The 16,399-nt window shown below is 60.0% G+C and carries 15 protein-coding genes; 13 read left to right on the forward strand and 2 right to left on the reverse strand.

Annotated features, from left to right (window positions below):
* Nucleotides 1-140: 140 nt before the first annotated feature.
* Nucleotides 141-989 carry a DUF4439 domain-containing protein gene (locus QP970_RS00535; RefSeq protein WP_239269499.1) on the reverse strand — a complete coding sequence of 283 codons (849 nt, stop codon included), beginning with the start codon at nucleotides 987-989 and terminating at the stop codon, nucleotides 141-143.
* 38 nt (nucleotides 990-1,027) lie between these two features.
* Here QP970_RS00535 and rimP point away from each other — a divergent pair, with 38 nt between their 5' ends.
* From rimP to QP970_RS00580, 9 genes are all read left to right on the forward strand, one after another.
* Entirely contained in the window at nucleotides 1,028-1,567 is a 540-nt protein-coding gene (rimP, locus tag QP970_RS00540) for a ribosome maturation factor RimP (protein ID WP_239269500.1), read from the forward strand.
* Between the two features lie 23 nt (nucleotides 1,568-1,590).
* The gene (gene nusA, locus QP970_RS00545; RefSeq protein ID WP_239269501.1) at nucleotides 1,591-2,607 is read left to right on the forward strand and encodes a transcription termination factor NusA; all 1,017 of its coding nucleotides are present in this window, start codon (nucleotides 1,591-1,593) and stop codon (nucleotides 2,605-2,607) included.
* Nucleotides 2,608-2,691: 84 nt separating this feature from the next.
* A complete protein-coding gene (locus tag QP970_RS00550; protein WP_239269502.1) occupies nucleotides 2,692-3,054 on the forward strand; it encodes a YlxR family protein in 363 nt (120 codons plus the stop codon).
* 107 nt (nucleotides 3,055-3,161) lie between these two features.
* Nucleotides 3,162-6,029, forward strand: a complete 2,868-nt coding sequence (gene infB, locus QP970_RS00555; protein ID WP_239269503.1) for a translation initiation factor IF-2 — start codon at nucleotides 3,162-3,164, stop codon at nucleotides 6,027-6,029.
* 219 nt (nucleotides 6,030-6,248) lie between these two features.
* The gene (gene rbfA, locus QP970_RS00560) at nucleotides 6,249-6,692 is read left to right on the forward strand and encodes a 30S ribosome-binding factor RbfA (RefSeq protein ID WP_005278773.1); all 444 of its coding nucleotides are present in this window, start codon (nucleotides 6,249-6,251) and stop codon (nucleotides 6,690-6,692) included.
* Nucleotides 6,693-7,661, forward strand: a complete 969-nt coding sequence (locus tag QP970_RS00565; RefSeq protein WP_239269504.1) for a DHH family phosphoesterase — start codon at nucleotides 6,693-6,695, stop codon at nucleotides 7,659-7,661.
* Nucleotides 7,651-8,961, forward strand: a complete 1,311-nt coding sequence (locus QP970_RS00570; RefSeq protein ID WP_284869381.1) for an MATE family efflux transporter — start codon at nucleotides 7,651-7,653, stop codon at nucleotides 8,959-8,961. Before QP970_RS00565 ends, QP970_RS00570 begins: the two co-directional genes overlap by 11 nt.
* A gap of 100 nt (nucleotides 8,962-9,061) precedes the next feature.
* Entirely contained in the window at nucleotides 9,062-9,868 is an 807-nt protein-coding gene (locus tag QP970_RS00575) for a metallophosphoesterase family protein (protein ID WP_284869382.1), read from the forward strand.
* Nucleotides 9,868-10,542 (forward strand): 4'-phosphopantetheinyl transferase family protein, encoded by a 675-nt coding sequence (locus tag QP970_RS00580; protein WP_239269507.1) that lies wholly within the window; start codon nucleotides 9,868-9,870, stop codon nucleotides 10,540-10,542. The genes QP970_RS00575 and QP970_RS00580 overlap by 1 nt, the downstream gene beginning before the upstream one ends.
* 47 nt (nucleotides 10,543-10,589) lie before the next feature.
* Here the strand turns inward: QP970_RS00580 and truB are convergent, their stop codons facing one another.
* Nucleotides 10,590-11,483, reverse strand: a complete 894-nt coding sequence (truB, locus tag QP970_RS00585) for a tRNA pseudouridine(55) synthase TruB (RefSeq protein ID WP_239269508.1) — start codon at nucleotides 11,481-11,483, stop codon at nucleotides 10,590-10,592.
* Nucleotides 11,484-11,506: 23 nt separating this feature from the next.
* On the opposite strand from truB, the gene QP970_RS00590 reads away from it, so the two are divergent.
* The 4 genes from QP970_RS00590 (at nucleotide 11,507) to QP970_RS00605 (ending at nucleotide 16,349) form a co-directional block, all read left to right on the forward strand.
* Nucleotides 11,507-12,529 carry a bifunctional riboflavin kinase/FAD synthetase gene (locus tag QP970_RS00590; protein WP_239269509.1) on the forward strand — a complete coding sequence of 341 codons (1,023 nt, stop codon included), beginning with the start codon at nucleotides 11,507-11,509 and terminating at the stop codon, nucleotides 12,527-12,529.
* Nucleotides 12,530-13,471 carry a nucleoside hydrolase gene (locus QP970_RS00595; RefSeq protein WP_239269510.1) on the forward strand — a complete coding sequence of 314 codons (942 nt, stop codon included), beginning with the start codon at nucleotides 12,530-12,532 and terminating at the stop codon, nucleotides 13,469-13,471. It begins immediately after the preceding gene.
* A 149-nt stretch (nucleotides 13,472-13,620) separates the two neighbouring features.
* Nucleotides 13,621-13,890, forward strand: coding sequence for a 30S ribosomal protein S15 (gene rpsO / locus QP970_RS00600; protein WP_005278802.1), 270 nt, complete (start codon nucleotides 13,621-13,623; stop codon nucleotides 13,888-13,890).
* A 212-nt stretch (nucleotides 13,891-14,102) separates the two neighbouring features.
* Nucleotides 14,103-16,349 (forward strand): polyribonucleotide nucleotidyltransferase, encoded by a 2,247-nt coding sequence (locus QP970_RS00605; RefSeq protein WP_239269511.1) that lies wholly within the window; start codon nucleotides 14,103-14,105, stop codon nucleotides 16,347-16,349.
* Nucleotides 16,350-16,399 lie beyond the last annotated feature (50 nt).

A 16,399-nucleotide genomic window follows, 5' to 3' on the forward strand; every position in this document is an offset into this window, starting at 1 on the left:
GAATCTCCATCAAGCACGTAATCCACCAAGTTACGTAGGGGTTGGACGAATTATCAATGAATATCGGCCTATAATTCGCTGATTTTTCGCTGCCCACCGGACAGTGAATGTTCAGGTAGGCGCGGTGGGAAAAACGGGAACTATGCGGCCTTGGCTTCGGCGGCGGTGCCGATTAACCAGTTCAGCCACTCCTGGTTTGGGCTTTCTTGTTGTGCGGCAGCCACCGCGGCCGCGTGCCATTTGTCGGCGTCTCGTTCAACCAAGGTATCGAGGAAGGTGGCAGCGGAGTCCGCATCGCTGGGAAGCGTGGCTGCGCCGGAGGAATAGGCAGGCTCCGGCTGGGGAGCCTCGCCATTTTGGCTAAGCGCCTCTTGCAGTTGGTCGATGCGGCGATGATGGAGGCTTAAAAGCGTATCGATGCGCCCCTCGGCAGCAGGTTCGCTATAAGCCCGAGCGAAATCCAGGCCAAAGACCTGCTCGTATTCCCACTGCAACAAATCAGCCGCGCTCTCGCGGTGCGGCTGGGAGAGCGTGGGGATATCGGGGGCATCGCCAGGCAGCCAAGCATTAAGCGTGATGGCCTGTTGGGTAACTATCGGCCGCGACTCAGAGCTGACTTCATCGGCGGCTTCCGTGGTGGCCGAGGCGGCTTCTTCTAGTACCTGGGAGGAATCTGGGGCCGGCGGTGCCTGCGTGGGCCGTTCCACCTCACAGCTGTGCGGGAGGTTTCCTTGGTCATCGGTGCCGCAGAGGCGCGCGATCTCCTCATACAGCGCATCGGCTTGGGAGCTGCGCATATCCGCGGCCGCATCATCGACGCCCTGGAGGGCGAGGCTATCGCTAGCGGCGGCCACGGCAAGGCGCTCGAGCGCGTCTTCTGGGCGCGGGCCAAAATAGTCGACGACGGAATCGACCGCGGAACAGCCCGCGAGTGCGGGCAGGGCGGCAGTCGAGGCTACACAGGTTAAAGCAATACGTCGGCGGTTCACCCAAAAGACTGTACCTTGAAGGACGTAGGCTAGTGGGCATGGCTTTCCCAGATGCACAACAATTAACTGATTTGCTCCAACCTCGCCTAGAAGCCCGCGGGCTCGACGTGGAGGATATTAAAACCACCAAGGCGGGAAAGAAATCACAGGTCATCATCCGCATCGATGGCGATAGGCGTCCCAGCTCCGACGTATTAGAGGAAGTCTCCGACGATATTTCGGCCTTCTTCGATGAACTAGAGGCTGTGGGCGAGCTGAATTTTGGTGCTGGATATACCTTGGAGGTCTCCACCCCCGGTGTGGATTTGCCGTTGACTGCACCGCGCCACTGGCGCCGCAACAAGGGGAGGAAGGTGACCTTTAATCGCGGCGACGACAAGAGCCATACCGCGCGCATCGGCGCACTCAACGCGGACGAAGATGCCGTTGTCCTTATCACCTCTGAGAAAAACGAGGTTCATACAGAAGTGGAGCGATTGGAAAACATTGCCCACGCAGTGGTAGAAATTGAGTTTGCACAGCCATCACAACGTGAGCTAGACGCCGTGCACCAGCCATTTGCAGAAGCCGAGAGCTAACCGGCAATCGAGAGGATAGACAAGTGAATATTGATCTTGAGGCACTTCGCACCATCGAATCCGAACGGCAGGTCCCAGTCAATGACCTGTTGGAGTCGATTGCAAGTGCCTTGTTGTATTCCTACCTGGATTACCGCGAATCCACCGCGGAGGGCAAGGCCGAAGGCGCCAAGTCCCGGGTAGACATCGATACCACTACCGGTGCCGTCAGCGTCATCGTTACCGAGCGCGACCCCGAAACCGGGGAAGTAACCAGTGAGTACGATGACACCCCGGATAACTTTGGCCGCGTGGGTGCACGTGCCGTGCGCGAAGCCATTTTACGCAAGCTGCGCGAGGCCGAAGCTGAGCGCACTTTTGATTCCTATTCGGAGCTGAGCGGGCGCGTTGTCAGTGGCATCGTCCAGCGCGATGCGCATGCCAATGCCCGCGGCATCGTCGTGGTCCAGCTCGGCTCCGAGCTGGAATCGCAGGACGGCATCCTGCTTCCCGCAGAACAAATCCCCGGGGAAAAGCTGCAGCACGGTGACCGCATCAAGGCTTATGTGGTGGGAGTAAACCGCAATGGTGCCAATGTGCAGATCAACTTGTCCAGGACCCACCCGGAGCTGGTGCGCGGGCTTTTTGAACTGGAGGTTCCGGAAGTTGCGGATGGCAGCGTGGAAATGATCGCCATCGCCCGCGAAGCTGGGCACCGCTCGAAGGTCGCCGTCATCGGCCACGCGAAGGGCCTGAACGCCAAGGGTGCGTGCATCGGCCCGCGCGGCCAGCGCGTGAATAACATCATGCGTCAGCTGGGTGGCGAAAAGATCGACATCATCGATTACAGCGAAGATCCCACCGTGTATGTGGGCAATGCCCTGGCTCCTTCAAAGGTGATCAAGGTGACCGTGCTCGATAGCGAGGAGCAGGTGGCGCGCGTCATCGTCCCTGACTACCAGCTGTCCCTTGCCATTGGTAAAGAAGGCCAGAACGCGCGCCTAGCCGCCCGTTTGACCGGATGGAAGATCGATATTCATTCAGACGCGGACGCGAATTAAGGAAATGCGGATATATAGCGTAGGCTAGTAAACGGCCCAGATGCAGAAAGGGACATGTAGACGCAGCGAAAGTTAAGGAGTTGGATGTCGCAGACTCAACGGCTTCGTACTTGCATCGCTACGCGTCGCCGCATGCCCGATACGGAGCTGCTGCGGGTGGTCATTGATGCCAATGATCCTCACGGCAGCCGCGCGGTGGCGGATCCATTCCGGCGGCTTCCTGGCCGTGGCGCATGGATTAGCCCCACGCTTTCTGCACTCGAGCTAGCTGAGCGCAAACATGCTTTCAAGCGCGCGCTCCGCACGTCCGCATCCGTGGACACAGGTCAGGTACGTAGGTACTTGGAAGCACAGTGCGAAAATGTACAGGGCGAAAAAGTACCGTGTGCGGAACAAGCTGCACAAGATTCGTACACACCAGAGTTAAAAAGGAAGACCGAACACTGATGAGCGCACAACGATGAAGCATCAGCGATGAAAGTCCAGAACGTTTAACTAGGAGTCAGGCCAGTTTTTCGCGGCCTTGGCTCCTAGGCGATACCAAGAGGAGACAAGTGCCCGGAAAGCTACGTGTTCACGAGTTGGCAAAACAGCTCGGAGTAACCAGCAAGGAACTGCTCGCCACCCTGAAGGAACAAGGCGAGTTCGTCAAAACCGCATCCTCGACCATCGAACCACCGGTGGTCAAGAAGATGCGTGCTCACTATGAAGCACAGTCCGGTGGCGATGCCACCGAAGGCAAGGCAGACAAGACTGAGAAGGCTGCCAAGCCCGCTAAGCCCGGCCAGGGCAACGCCAAGAAGCCGGCATCGCCTGCGCCGAAGCCAGGTCAAGGTGCACAGGGCGGCGCGAAATCCGCTGCGCCAAAGCCCGGCGCCCCTAAGCCAGGTGCACAGGCACCGAAGCCATCCGACGCTGCGCCGAAGCCAGGTGCAGGGTCCGCTAAGGCTGCCCCCAAGCCAGGTCAGGCAGCACCAAAGCCAGGCGCCGCTGCTTCCAAGCCAGCACCTAAGCCCGGCCAAGGTGCACCGAAGCCAGGCCAGAACGCAGGTCAAGGCGATGCCAAGAAGTCGGGCGAGCGCCCGACCCCAGGCAACGCCATGCCGCGACCGATGCCTAAGCCCGGCGGATCCCGCCGCGTGGCCAATAACCCATTTTCCACGGGTGGGGGAGACAACCGCCCAGGCCCACGCCCCGGTGGCTCTAAGGGCCAGCGCGGCAACCGCCCCGGCGATAATCGCGGTGGAAAGCGCGGCGGCCGCAATGAAGGTGGCAATAACCGTCAGGGCCAGGATCAGAACCAAGGCCAGGGTGGCGGCGGACGTCGTCCATCGCCTGCCATGATGCCTTCGCATCCAAACCCAGCCTCGATGCCGTCCAAGGCACCGAGCGGTGGGGGACGCGGTGGCCGCGGTCGCGGTGGCCACGGTGGACCAGGAGGCCCAGGTGGCCCAGGCGGCGGTCGTCCCGGCGGCTTCCGCGGTGGACGCGGTGGACGTCGCGGCGGTACCGCTGGCGCATTCGGCCGTCCAGGTGGCGCACCACGCAAGGGCAAGAAGTCGAAGCGACAAAAGCGCCATGAGTTTGAAGAGCAGCAGAAGCACGTCGTAGGCGGCGTCCGCTTGCCAGATGGCAAGGGGCAGACCGTCCGCCTGCGCCGCGGCGCTTCGCTGTCTGACTTCGCGGAGAAGATCGGTGCCGATCCAGCAGCATTGGTGCAGGCACTGTTCAACCTTGGTGAAATGGTCACCGCAACCGCATCCGTATCGGAAGATACGCTGCAGCTGCTCGGTGACGAGATCAACTACAAGGTAGAAGTCGTCTCCCCAGAAGACGAGGACCGCGAGCTGCTCGAGTCCTTCGACCTGCAATTCGGCGAGGACGAAGGCGGCGAAGAAGCCCTCGAACACCGCCCTCCAGTCGTCTCCGTCATGGGTCACGTTGACCACGGTAAGACCCGCCTGTTGGATACCATCCGTAAGACCAATGAGGCAGCCGGCGAGGCCGGCGGTATTACCCAGGGAATCGGCGCTTACCAGACCACGGTTGACGTGGATGGCGAACGCACCATTACCTTCCTGGATACCCCTGGCCACGAGGCGTTTACCGCCATGCGTGCCCGTGGTGCGAAGTCCACCGACCTGGCCATCTTGGTTGTCGCCGCCGATGACGGCGTCATGCCACAGACGGTTGAGGCCATCAACCACGCCAAGGCTGCCGATATCCCGGTTGTCGTGGCTGTGAACAAGGTGGATAAGCCGGAGGCCCAGCCGGAGAAGATCCGTGGCCAGCTCACGGAGTACGGCCTGGTGCCTGAAGAGTACGGCGGCGACACGATGTTCGTTGATATCTCTGCTAAGCAGGGCCAGAACATCGACCAGTTGCTGGAGTCTGTCATCCTGACTGCCGATGCCGCCCTTGAGCTCACGGCTAACCCAGAGATGGATGCCCAGGGTGTGGCCATCGAAGCCCACCTGGACCGCGGTCGCGGCCCTGTGGCTACGGTCATCGTCCAGCGCGGTACGCTGCACGTCGGCGATTCCATCGTGGTAGGCGATGCGCACGGTCGCGTGCGCCGCATGCTCGATGAATTTGGCGAGGACGTTAAGGAAGCCGGTCCTTCCCGCCCGGTACAGGTACAAGGCCTGTCCGGCGTGCCGGGTGCTGGCGATAACCTGCTCGTGGTCGATGATGACCGCGTGGCCCGCCAGATTGCCAACCAGCGCGATGCTCGTAAGCGTTCTGCCTTGCAGGCAAAGCAGCGCAAGCGCGTGTCCCTGGAGGATCTGGACAAGGTATTGCAGGAGACTTCGACTCTCAACCTCATCCTCAAGGGCGACAACGCCGGCTCCGTCGAGGCGCTGGAAGATGCCCTGCTGGATATCAAGACCGAGGACGAAGTCGAGCTCAACATCATCGACCGCGGTGTTGGTGCCGTAACGGAGACCAATATTTCCTTGGCCGCCGCTTCCGATGCCGTCATCATTGCGTTCAATGTGCGCTCGGAAGGCAAGGCCACGGAGATTGCTACCCAAGAGGGCGTGGATATCCGCTACTACACGGTTATCTACAAGGCCATCGAGGAAGTCGAGGCCGCTCTCAAGGGTATGCTCAAGCCGATCTACGAGGAACGCGACACCGGTGCGGCCGAAATCCGCGCCCTGTTCAAGTCCTCCTCGGTGGGTACTATCGCAGGCTGTATGGTCACCGATGGCAAGGTTGTCCGCAACGGCAAGGTTCGCTTGCTCCGCGATAACAACGTCATTACTACCGATGCCAAGATCGAGTCCCTGCGTCACGAGAAGGACGACGCGACCGAGATCAAGGCCGGCTATGAGTGCGGTATGGTGCTGTCCTACCCGGATATCCAGGTAGGCGATATCATCCAGGCTTATGAAGAAGTCGAGGTACCGCGCGACTAGTCGCTGCTAGTGTCGGCCCGCTGTACGTGCCCACCTTGAGGGCCTTTCTCCTTGGAGTTAGGCCACGAGGTGCGGCAGGTAGAGCGGGCCGTTTAGCGTTTTCGCGGTGAGGTTTTCAAGCGGTTTCCATTGGGTGCGGTGAGTAACTAAACTGGTAGTTTCTGATACCGCGACACGGTAATTTAGGAATAAATTTTCCCCTTTAGCTTGGAGGTTCTCATGGTCGATCACGCACGCGCGGCGCGGCTAGCAAAACGAATTCAGGAAATCGTGGCTAGTGCCATTGAGCTGCAGATTAAGGATCGCCGCCTGGAGATGGTCACCGTGACCGATGCTCGCGTCACCGGTGATTTGCATGACGCTACCGTCTTTTACACGGTGCGTGGCCACGATATCGAGGCAGAACCCGATTATGACCAGGCTGAGGAAGCACTCAAGCGCGCGAAGGGGCAGTTGCGCAAGATCGTTGGCGATCAGCTCTCCGTCCGCTTTACCCCAACCCTGACGTTTGAGCTCGATACTGTCCCAGAGGCCTCCGCGCACATGGAAGAACTCTTGGCGCGCGCTCGTGCTCGCGATGAAGAGCTAGCAAAGTTGAAGGAAAACGCTCAGCCCGCGGGCGAGGCGAATCCGTATAAGACCTCCGATGAAGACGAGGCTTAAGTGACCCGCAAGGAATATCAGGGCGCCGTCGACGCCATTTCTGGCGCGCAGAGCATCTGTATTATTACCCACTTGCGCCCGGATGCCGATGCCATTGGGTCGGCCACGGCTTTGCTCTTAGCCGTACAACAAAGTGGGAAAGAAGCCTGCGCGGTCATCGGCCAGGATAGGGACTTTGCGCCTAATCTTTACTCCATTCCCGGCGCAGACCAGGTTAAGGTCATGCGGGAGTTACCGCAGGGCTATGACCTTTATGTCACCGTGGATTGCGGGTCGATCGATCGCACCGGTCTATTTTCCGCAGATATCGCCCAACTGGTGACGGCAGGGCGCGTGCTGTGCATCGACCACCACTCGTCCAATCTCGGATTTGGCTCAGTAAACTTGGTTGACTCAGAGTGCGAGTCCACCACGGTGGCCATATTGACCATCCTGGATATGCTGTCGGTGCAAATCGAAAGCAGCATCGCACACTGCCTGTACGCTGGGCTTTTGACCGATACGGGTAGCTTTCGTTGGGGCAGGCCCGCCATGCACGATGTGGCTACGCGCTTGATGCGCTATGGCCTGGATACCAAGCAGATTGCCACGGACTTACTCGATGCCACGACTCCCGATGATCTACAGATGGTTGGCCGCGTGCTCGCAGGGCTGCGCATTGAACATGCTGGTGAAATGGGCGTGGGCATCCTCGTCGCGGGCTTGGCCGATATCGAAGGTCATTCGGACTCTGCAGTGGAATCCCTGGTGGATTTCGTGCGCGCCCTTGAGGGCACGCAGTTGGGTGTGGTCTTTAAGGAACAGTCGCCCGGGATCTGGGCGGTATCGCTGCGTTCGACCACGATCAATTGCGCGGCCCTGGCAGCCCAATTCGGCGGCGGCGGGCATATTCCCGCTGCCGGGTACATGACACAAGGAAGCGAAGAAAGCATCGTCGCGGAGCTGGTGAGTGCCATCCATGAGCACTAGGCAGTCAACCCCCACGACAGTAAGCGCACGCGAGGTCTTTGGCCTCGCGTTTCCTGCGCTTGGCGTCCTGGCCGCGATGCCGCTCTACCTCCTGCTCGATACCGCAATGGTGGGGCGCTTGGGTGCCCAGGAATTGGCTTCGCTCGCCGCGGCAACCACGATCCATACCGTGGTGACCACGCAGCTGACCTTCTTGTCCTACGGCACCACGGCCCGCTCGTCCCGCCTGTTTGGCGCTGGAAAGCGCGCCGAGGCCGTAGCAGAAGGCGTGCAAGCAACCTATGTGGCTGTAGGCGTCGGCGGGCTTTTGGCCATTATTATGTGGATCTTCGGCGGCGTATTTGCCCGGTGGCTTACCGGAGATCCCACCACGGCGGCCGGCACCGCGCTGTGGCTGCGGATCGCCGCGCTGGCCATTCCCGTAACACTCGTGGAAATGGCCGGAAATGGCTGGATGCGCGGCGTACAAAATACCAAGAAGCCGCTCTATTTCACCCTCGCCGGAATGATTCCCGGCGCCATTGCCGTGCCTGCATTCGTGTACTGGTGGGGCCTTGCCGGGTCTGCCATTGCCACCGTCTTGGGAATGAGCATTATCGCAAGTCTTTTCGTGCGCGAGCTGTATAAACAGCACGAAGGTTCGTGGAAGTTCCGGTGGGACATCGTGCGTAAACAGCTGATCTTGGGACGTGACCTTATCTTGCGCTCCGCTAGCTTTCAGGTGGCCTTTCTTACCGCAACGGCCGTGGTGTCCCGCGTGGGCACGGCCGCGTTGGGCGGCCACCAAATCATGATGCAGCTGTGGAGCTTCATGTCGCTGATTTTGGATTCCTTGGCCATTGCTGCTCAGGCCTTGACCGGAGCGGCCTTGGGCGCCGGCTCGGCCCGCCACGCGCGCAGCGTGGGAAGCAAGGTAGTGATGTATTCCACCATCTTCTCAGCCTTCCTCGCCTTGGTTTTCGCCGCCGGGGTCGGGGTTATCCCGCGCGTCTTTACATCCTCGCAGGAGGTCATCGATGCCATGAGCCAACCGTGGTGGATCCTGGTCGGCATGGTCATCGCCGGCGGCGTGGTCTTTGCCCTTGACGGCGTCCTATTGGGGGCAGGGGATGCGGCATTCTTGCGCAGCCTGACCATTGCCTCTGTGCTTTTGGGATTTTTGCCCGGCGTGCTCCTCGCACATGCCATGGGCACGGGCCTTACCGGTGTGTGGTGCGGCTTGGCCGCATTCATTACTTTCCGCCTCATCGGCGTGGTCTACCGCTTCTATTCCATGAAATGGGCCGTAGTAGCAGAGTAATAGCTGCGCTACAGTGACTATGACGAGTAGCAACAGCACTACAGATTTAACTACAGCGGAAACTCCGTAACGATGATGAGCAAGGCGGGTGGGAGCGGTAATGCCAACGTTATGGGCAGTTGCAGACTTGCACGGCGCGATCCGTGAAAATTTTGCGCGCATTGCAGAGCTAGCCCCACCAGATCCCGCCGATTGGCTCATTGTGGCAGGCGATGTCGCAGAGCGCAGCGAGCTCATCGTGCGCATCTTGCGCGATTTGGCCGCGCGCTATGACACCGTTATTTGGGCGCCGGGCAATCACGAGTTATTTTCCCGTTCCCAAGACCAGTACAAGGGGCGCGAAAAATACGACCACCTGTTTGCCGCCTGCCGGGAAATCGGCGTTATCACCCCGGAGGACCCTTACCCGGTCTTTAACGGGATAACGATCGTGCCGCTTTTTACCCTGTATGACTACAGCTTCCGCCCACCGGGGACCTCGGTGGAAGAAGCGGTGCAACAGGCGCGCGCCAAAAAGCTTGTCATGACCGATGAGGTAGCTATCGCACCTTTTGTAGATGTGCGCGCCTGGTGTTGGGACCGCTTGGCGTATTCCATTAAGCGTTTATCCCGAGTGCAGGGCCCAACCATCTTGATCAACCACTGGCCGCTGGTGCAAGAGCCCACGATGGTGCTGCGCTTCCCGGAAATCGCCCTGTGGAGCGGCTCGCGGCATACGCGCTCGTGGCCGCAGCGGTACAAGGCAGAAGCGGTCATCTACGGACACCTGCACACGCCCTCCAAGATGAATGTGGATGGGGTAGACCATATCGAAGTCTCTTTGGGCTATCCGCGCGAGTGGCGTAACCAGCCCCACCGTATCCCGTGGCCATACCCAGTTACCTCGACGTTTGGTGAGGTGGACTAATGCTGTATCCCGACCTATTCCCAGAAACTACCCGGTATTGCTATGTGCGCACGGATGCTCGCGAGTCCGACCTGCTCAATTATGAGCAGCTCGACCCAAAAGAACAGTCCATAGTCTCGCAGGCGGTCGATATCCGGAAGTCCGAATTTGGCGATGCCCGCTGGTGTGCGCACCAGGCCCTGCGCGAGCTGGGCTTTACAGGTACTAACCCGATTATGCGCGGCGAGCGGGGCATGCCGCTGTGGCCCGAAGGATTTATTGGATCCATGACCCATACGGAGGGCATGCGCGCAGCAGTGGTAGCCTCCACTACGGATTTTCGCTCCATTGGCCTTGATGCGGAGCCGGCGCAGCGCCTGCCCGAACACGTGTTGACCATGATCGCCCGAGCCGGGGAAATGCAGCAGCTGCCCCGCCTAGAAAAGGCGGGGGTGCACTGCCCAGACCGCCTGCTATTTTGCGCCAAGGAGGCTACCTATAAGGCGTGGTTTCCCATGACGCATCGGTGGCTGGATTTCGATCAAGCGGAGATCGATATCCGCGAGGATGGCACCTTCATTTCCTATATCCTGGCCCGCCCCACGCCAGTGCCGTTTATCACCGGCAAGTGGATCCTAGAAGGCGGTTATGTCGTGGTTTCCACGCTGGTTCCGGCCCTTGATTTTTCAGCCTGACCGGAAACCCGCTCAGATCGCCTCGATCAATGCCCTCAGCCACTGACTTAGAGGGTGGACGGCCGTGCCACAAAGACCGTAGCCAACCTTTTTCCCTTCTCCTTAATGAGCGCGATGGCCTGGCCATTGGGGGCTACCGCCGCATGAACCCCGGACAGCCCGCGCGGCTCTAACCATTTGCCCATCGCTAAGGCGGCGGCCTCGTCCTCGGTGACGGGCAGGACGGGGAAACTGCGCTTGAGCGCCTCATCGAGGCTTAAGGAGAGGCGGGGGTTTTCGGCAAGATCGGCGAGCAGGTGGGCATCGGCAAGCGCGAAGGGCCCCACCGTTGTGCGGCGCAGGGCGGTTAAATGCCCGCCGACGCCCAAGGCTTCGCCCATATCGCGCGCCAAGGAGCGGATATAGGTGCCGGAGGAACACTCCACGGATACATCGAGGTCAACAAAATCGCCCTCGGTGCGCAGGTCATGAATGTCAAAGCTGTGGATGGTGACCGGGCGGGCGGGAATATCTACCTCTTTGCCCTCGCGCACCAATTCATGCGCCCTTTTGCCCTTGATCTTGATGGCGGAAACCGCGGCGGGCTTTTGCATAATATCGCCGGTTAACGCGGCAACTTCGGCCTCGATGGCGGAACGGTGCAGCGCGGCCGCAGGCTTGCCCCAGCGAAATTCGCCCTCAGCATCATCGGTGGTGGTAGAAGCGCCGAGGCGGATGGTGGCTGAATAGGACTTGGTGGAGGCGACCATGTGCGCGAGGAATTTGGTGCCGCGTTCGATGCCGAGGACTAGCACCCCTGTCGCCATGGGATCCAGGGTGCCGGCATGGCCGACCTTTTTGGTGTGGAAATACCTGCGTAGGCGGCTAACAACATCGTGGGAGGTCATGCCGGCAGGCTTATCAACGATGACAAGTCCGGAATGTGCGAGCGCATCAGTCATAGGGTACAAGTCTATGCTCTACGATGGATTCCGTGGATATTTGTTACGGAATCGATGACATCCCCGCGGATGTGGGGCCGACCTCGGTAACCATTGGCGTCTTCGATGGCTTGCACCGCGGCCATCAGCAGCTCGTTTCTGCCTGCGTGGAGCATGCGCGGGCGAATAATCAGGTCCCCGTCATGGTGACTTTTGACCCGCACCCGGTCTCCGTTTTCTTGCCGGAGCGCGCCCCGCTATCCGTGGTGAGCTTCGAGCGCAGGCTAGAGCTCGCGGAAGAAATGGGCATTGAGATGGTACTTGTCATTGACTTCACCAAGGAACTCGATGGCGTGGAGCCACGGCCTTATGTGCGCGACCTCTTGGTGGGAAAACTCCATGCACAGCACGTGGTGGTGGGGGAGAACTTCACCTTCGGCGCAGGGGCCAGCGGCACCGCGGAAGCCATGCGGCAGCTGGGCGAGGAGTTTGGGTTTAGCGTCGATATCATCCCGCTGCTGGATGAAGACGGCGTGCAGATTTGTTCCACCTACATTCGCCAGAGCCTGTCCCGGGGCAATATAGAATCGGCGAATTGGGCGCTTGGCCGGCACTTTACCGTGACCGGACCCGTGGTGCGCGGCGCGGGGCGCGGCGGCAAGGAGCTGGGTTTTCCCACGGCCAACCAGTACTTTCCAGATACCGTAGCCATTCCCGCGGATGGGGTGTATGCGGGGTGGTTCATTGTGCATTCCGAATCGCCCCTCGACGGGGACATGCAACCTGAAGTGGCCTACGCCGCGGCGATTTCCGTGGGCACGAATCCCACCTTTGGTGATGAAGAGCGCTCCGTGGAGTCCTTTGTCTTGGATCGCGATGCCGATCTTTATGGCTATGAGGCAACCGTGAAATTCGTGGGCCACCTGCGGGATATGGTGAAGTTTCACTCCGTCGATGAGCTTTTGGAGGCCATGGCCCAGGACGTCGCTGCCGCCCGCACGGTGCTGGCTGCCGATGCCCGCGCGCAGGGCTGCAATAGCGAAGACTATTTCTTAAAGGAGAAGTAAATGAAGGCGATCCTCGATCTTGATACCGGTATTGATGATGCCCTGGCCTTGGCGTATGCCCTAGCCCACCCAGAGCTTGAGCTCATTGGGGTGACCTGCACGTATGGCAATGTCACCGTCCCACTGGCGGTGCGCAATACCCTGGCGCTGCTGGAGCTGCTGGATAGGCCCGATATCCCGGTCTTTGCTGGCCCCAGCCCGGACGGTTTCCAGCCCAGCGAGATTTCGGCCTTCATCCACGGCCAGAATGGCGTGGGTGAGGTCGCGCTTAGCCCGTCCGATAAGACCGAGGACACGCAGCCGGCCGCGGATTTCCTCGTGCAGGCCGTGCGCGATTACGGCGATGAACTCGTCATTATCCCCACCGGCCCGTCCACGACCATCGCCCAGGCCATGCTTGCCGATGCCTCCTTTGCCACCAACGCCCACATTGTCATGATGGGCGGGGCGCTGACCGTTCCCGGCAATGTTTCCGCGTGGGCAGAGGCCAATATTTCCCAGGACCCGGATGCCACCGATTACCTCTTCCGCCACAGCCAAGATGTCACCATGGTGGGCCTTGATGTCACCCTGCGCACCCTCTTGACGGAAAAGGAAACCGCGCGCTGGCGGGCAACCGGAACGGCCGCGGGCGAGATTTTCGCCGATATGGTGGATTACTATATCCGCGCTTATGCCACCACGGCTCCTCACCTGGCCGGCTGCGGTCTGCACGATCCGCTGGCCGTGGCGGTAGCCGCAGATCCTTCCTTGGTGGAAGTCATCGAGACCAATATGAAAACCGATACCGAAGGCCCCACCCGCGGGCGCACCATCGCGGATGAAACTAGGCTGAGCCAGGAACCGACCGCGAAGGTCGCCGTGGGCGTGGATAACGAGCGGTTTGTCAGTGAATTTGTAGACCGCCTCGAAGAACTTTTCCGCACGGTGGGCGCCAAGTAGCGCAGCGTTTTGATTTGCCGTGCTAATTGGCTGTAAGATGACCAGTTGGCTTAGCGACTGTGGTTCACGACAGTTGCGGCACGCGGAGCTCGCAACGGCGGCGCTGCGCGTTGAAGAATAGTGTGGACTGAAATAAAGGAGAAATACTCATGGCATTGACCACTGAGAAGAAGGCCGAAATCCTCAAGGAGTACGGCCTGCACGAGACCGACACCGGTTCCCCCGAGGCACAGGTTGCCCTGCTGACCTCCCGCATCAACACTTTGACGGAGCACCTGAAGTTCCACAAGCACGATCACCACTCCCGTCGTGGTCTGCTGCTGATGGTTGGTCGTCGTCGTGGCCTGCTGAAGTACTTGGCAGAAAACAACGTGGATCGTTACCGTGACCTGATTTCCCGCCTGGGCCTGCGCCGCTAATTGCGACGCGGCTGCGGCCGAATTTTTCCCCTTGCCCTGTGGCAAGGGGAATTAGTGGTTTTATACCCTCTTAAACCTTGTAGGGAGCAGGGGCGATTGCGGTCGCCGTAGCTCAAAAGTGCGGAATCTCTGTTAGAATTTTCACCGTTGTCAAAACAATGTGGAAAAGGCGGCACCGACGATCGCCTAAAGCACTCAAGGAGAATTACTAGATGAGCGTTCAGAACTCCGTAGAGTTCAATATCGATGAAGAATTCGGTATTACCGAAGCTATCGCTGTCCTCGACAACGGGGACTTTGGCACCCGCACGGTACGTTTCGAAACCGGCCAGTTGGCCCGCCAGGCAGATGGTTCCGTAACCACGTACCTCGACGATGACACGATGCTGCTGGCCACCACGACCGCCTCGAACCAGCCGCGCGAGAACTTTGACTTCTTCCCGCTCACTGTGGACGTGGAAGAGCGCATGTACGCAGCCGGCAAGATCCCCGGCTCCTTCTTCCGCCGCGAGGGGCGTCCCTCCACCGAGGCCATCTTGGCCTGCCGCCTCATCGACCGCCCGCTGCGCCCCACCTTTGTCAAGGGCCTGCGCAATGAAGTGCAGGTGGTCATCACCGTCCTGTCGCAGGACCCGGAAGAGTACTACGACGTCGTAGCCATCAACGGCGCGTCTGCGGCAACCCAGCTTTCCGGTCTGCCGGTCTCCGGCGCCGTCGGCGGCGTGCGCATGGCGCTCATCGCCGATGACAAGCACCCTGGTGGCCAGTGGGTGGCGTTCCCGAACCACGAGCAGCACGAGCGCGCGCTCTTTGAGATGGTCGTGGCCGGCCGCATCGTTTCCAAGGGGCGTAAAGAAGACGTCGCCATCATGATGGTGGAAGCTGGCGCCGGCACCAACGTTGCAGAGCGCATTGCCGATGGCGCCCCGGCACCGCAAGAAGCCGCCGTCGCCGAAGGACTTGAGGCAGCCAAGCCGTTCATTAAGACCCTGTGTGAAGCCCAGAACGGCCTGGCAGAGCGCACCGCCAAGGAGACCCAGGAGTTCCCGCTCTTCCCGGCGTATGAAGACGATGTCTTCGCCGCCGTGGAAAAGGCCGCTTCCAAGAAGCTGGAGAGCTTGCTGACCATTCCGGGCAAGCAGGAGCGCGACGAGGCCACGAACGAACACATGGAGCAGGTCGAACAAGATCTGCTGCCGCAATTTGCTGACCTGGAAGAGGCAGTGGCTTCCAAGCAGATTCGCGCTGCGTATAACGAGGTCATGAAGAAGATCGTGCGCCGCAAGATCTTGACCGATGGTTTCCGCATCGATGGCCGCGGCCTGACCGATATCCGCGATCTGTCCGTCGAAGTTGACTTGGTTCCACGCGCACATGGTTCTTCCTTGTTCGAGCGCGGCGAGACGCAGATCCTCGGTGTCACCACCCTGGATATGTTGAAGATGGAGCAGCAGATCGACTCGCTTACTCCGATTGAGTCCAAGCGCTATATGCACCACTACAACTTCCCGCCATTTTCTACCGGTGAGACCGGCCGCGTCGGCTCGCCCAAGCGCCGCGAAATCGGCCACGGTGCGCTCGCCGAGCGCGCCCTGCTTCCGGTCATCCCGTCGCGCGAGGATTTCCCGTATGCCATCCGTCAGGTCTCTGAGGCGCTCGGTTCCAATGGTTCTACCTCCATGGGCTCTGTCTGTGCGTCCACCCTGTCCCTCTACAACGCGGGCGTTCCGCTCAAGGCGCCGGTAGCCGGCATCGCCATGGGCTTGGTCTCCGGTGAGGTCAAGGGCAAGGAAAAGTTCGTCGCACTGACCGATATCCTCGGTGCCGAGGACGCCTTCGGCGACATGGACTTCAAGGTTGCGGGCACCTCCGAATTCATCACCGCGCTGCAGCTGGACACGAAGCTCGATGGCATTCCGTCTAAGGTCTTGGCCCAGGCACTCGAGCAGGCCCGCGATGCCCGCGCCACCATTCTGGAAACCATGGCAGAGGTCATCGATTCCCCAGATGAGATGTCTGGCCTGGCCCCGAAGATCACCTCGGTGAAGATTCCGGTCAACAAGATCGGTGAGCTCATCGGCCCTAAGGGCAAGACCATCAACCAGATCACCGAAGATACCGGTGCTGATGTCTCGATCGAAGACGATGGCACGGTCTACATCTCTGCGGTCACCGGCGAAGCCGCAGACGCTGCGATTGAAAAGGTTAACTCCATTGCCAACCCACAGTTGCCCAAGGTGGGCGAGCGCTTCCTCGGCACGGTAGTCAAGACCGTTCCATTCGGCGCCTTCGTTTCCTTGACCCCTGGCCGCGATGGATTGATCCACATCTCCAACCTGGGTGGGGACGAACGCATTGAGAAGGTCGAAGATGTCGTTAACGTTGGCGATAAGGTACAGGTAGAAATCGCGGATATTGATAACCGCGGCAAGATCTCCCTAGTGCCCGTTGAGGACTAATCCCTCAGGCGCCCTTTAGAGCAGTGGCCCTGTTTCCCGAATATGGTGGG

Source organism: Corynebacterium sp. MSK073, assembly GCF_030232085.1.
Classification (GTDB): Bacteria; Actinomycetota; Actinomycetes; order Mycobacteriales; family Mycobacteriaceae; genus Corynebacterium.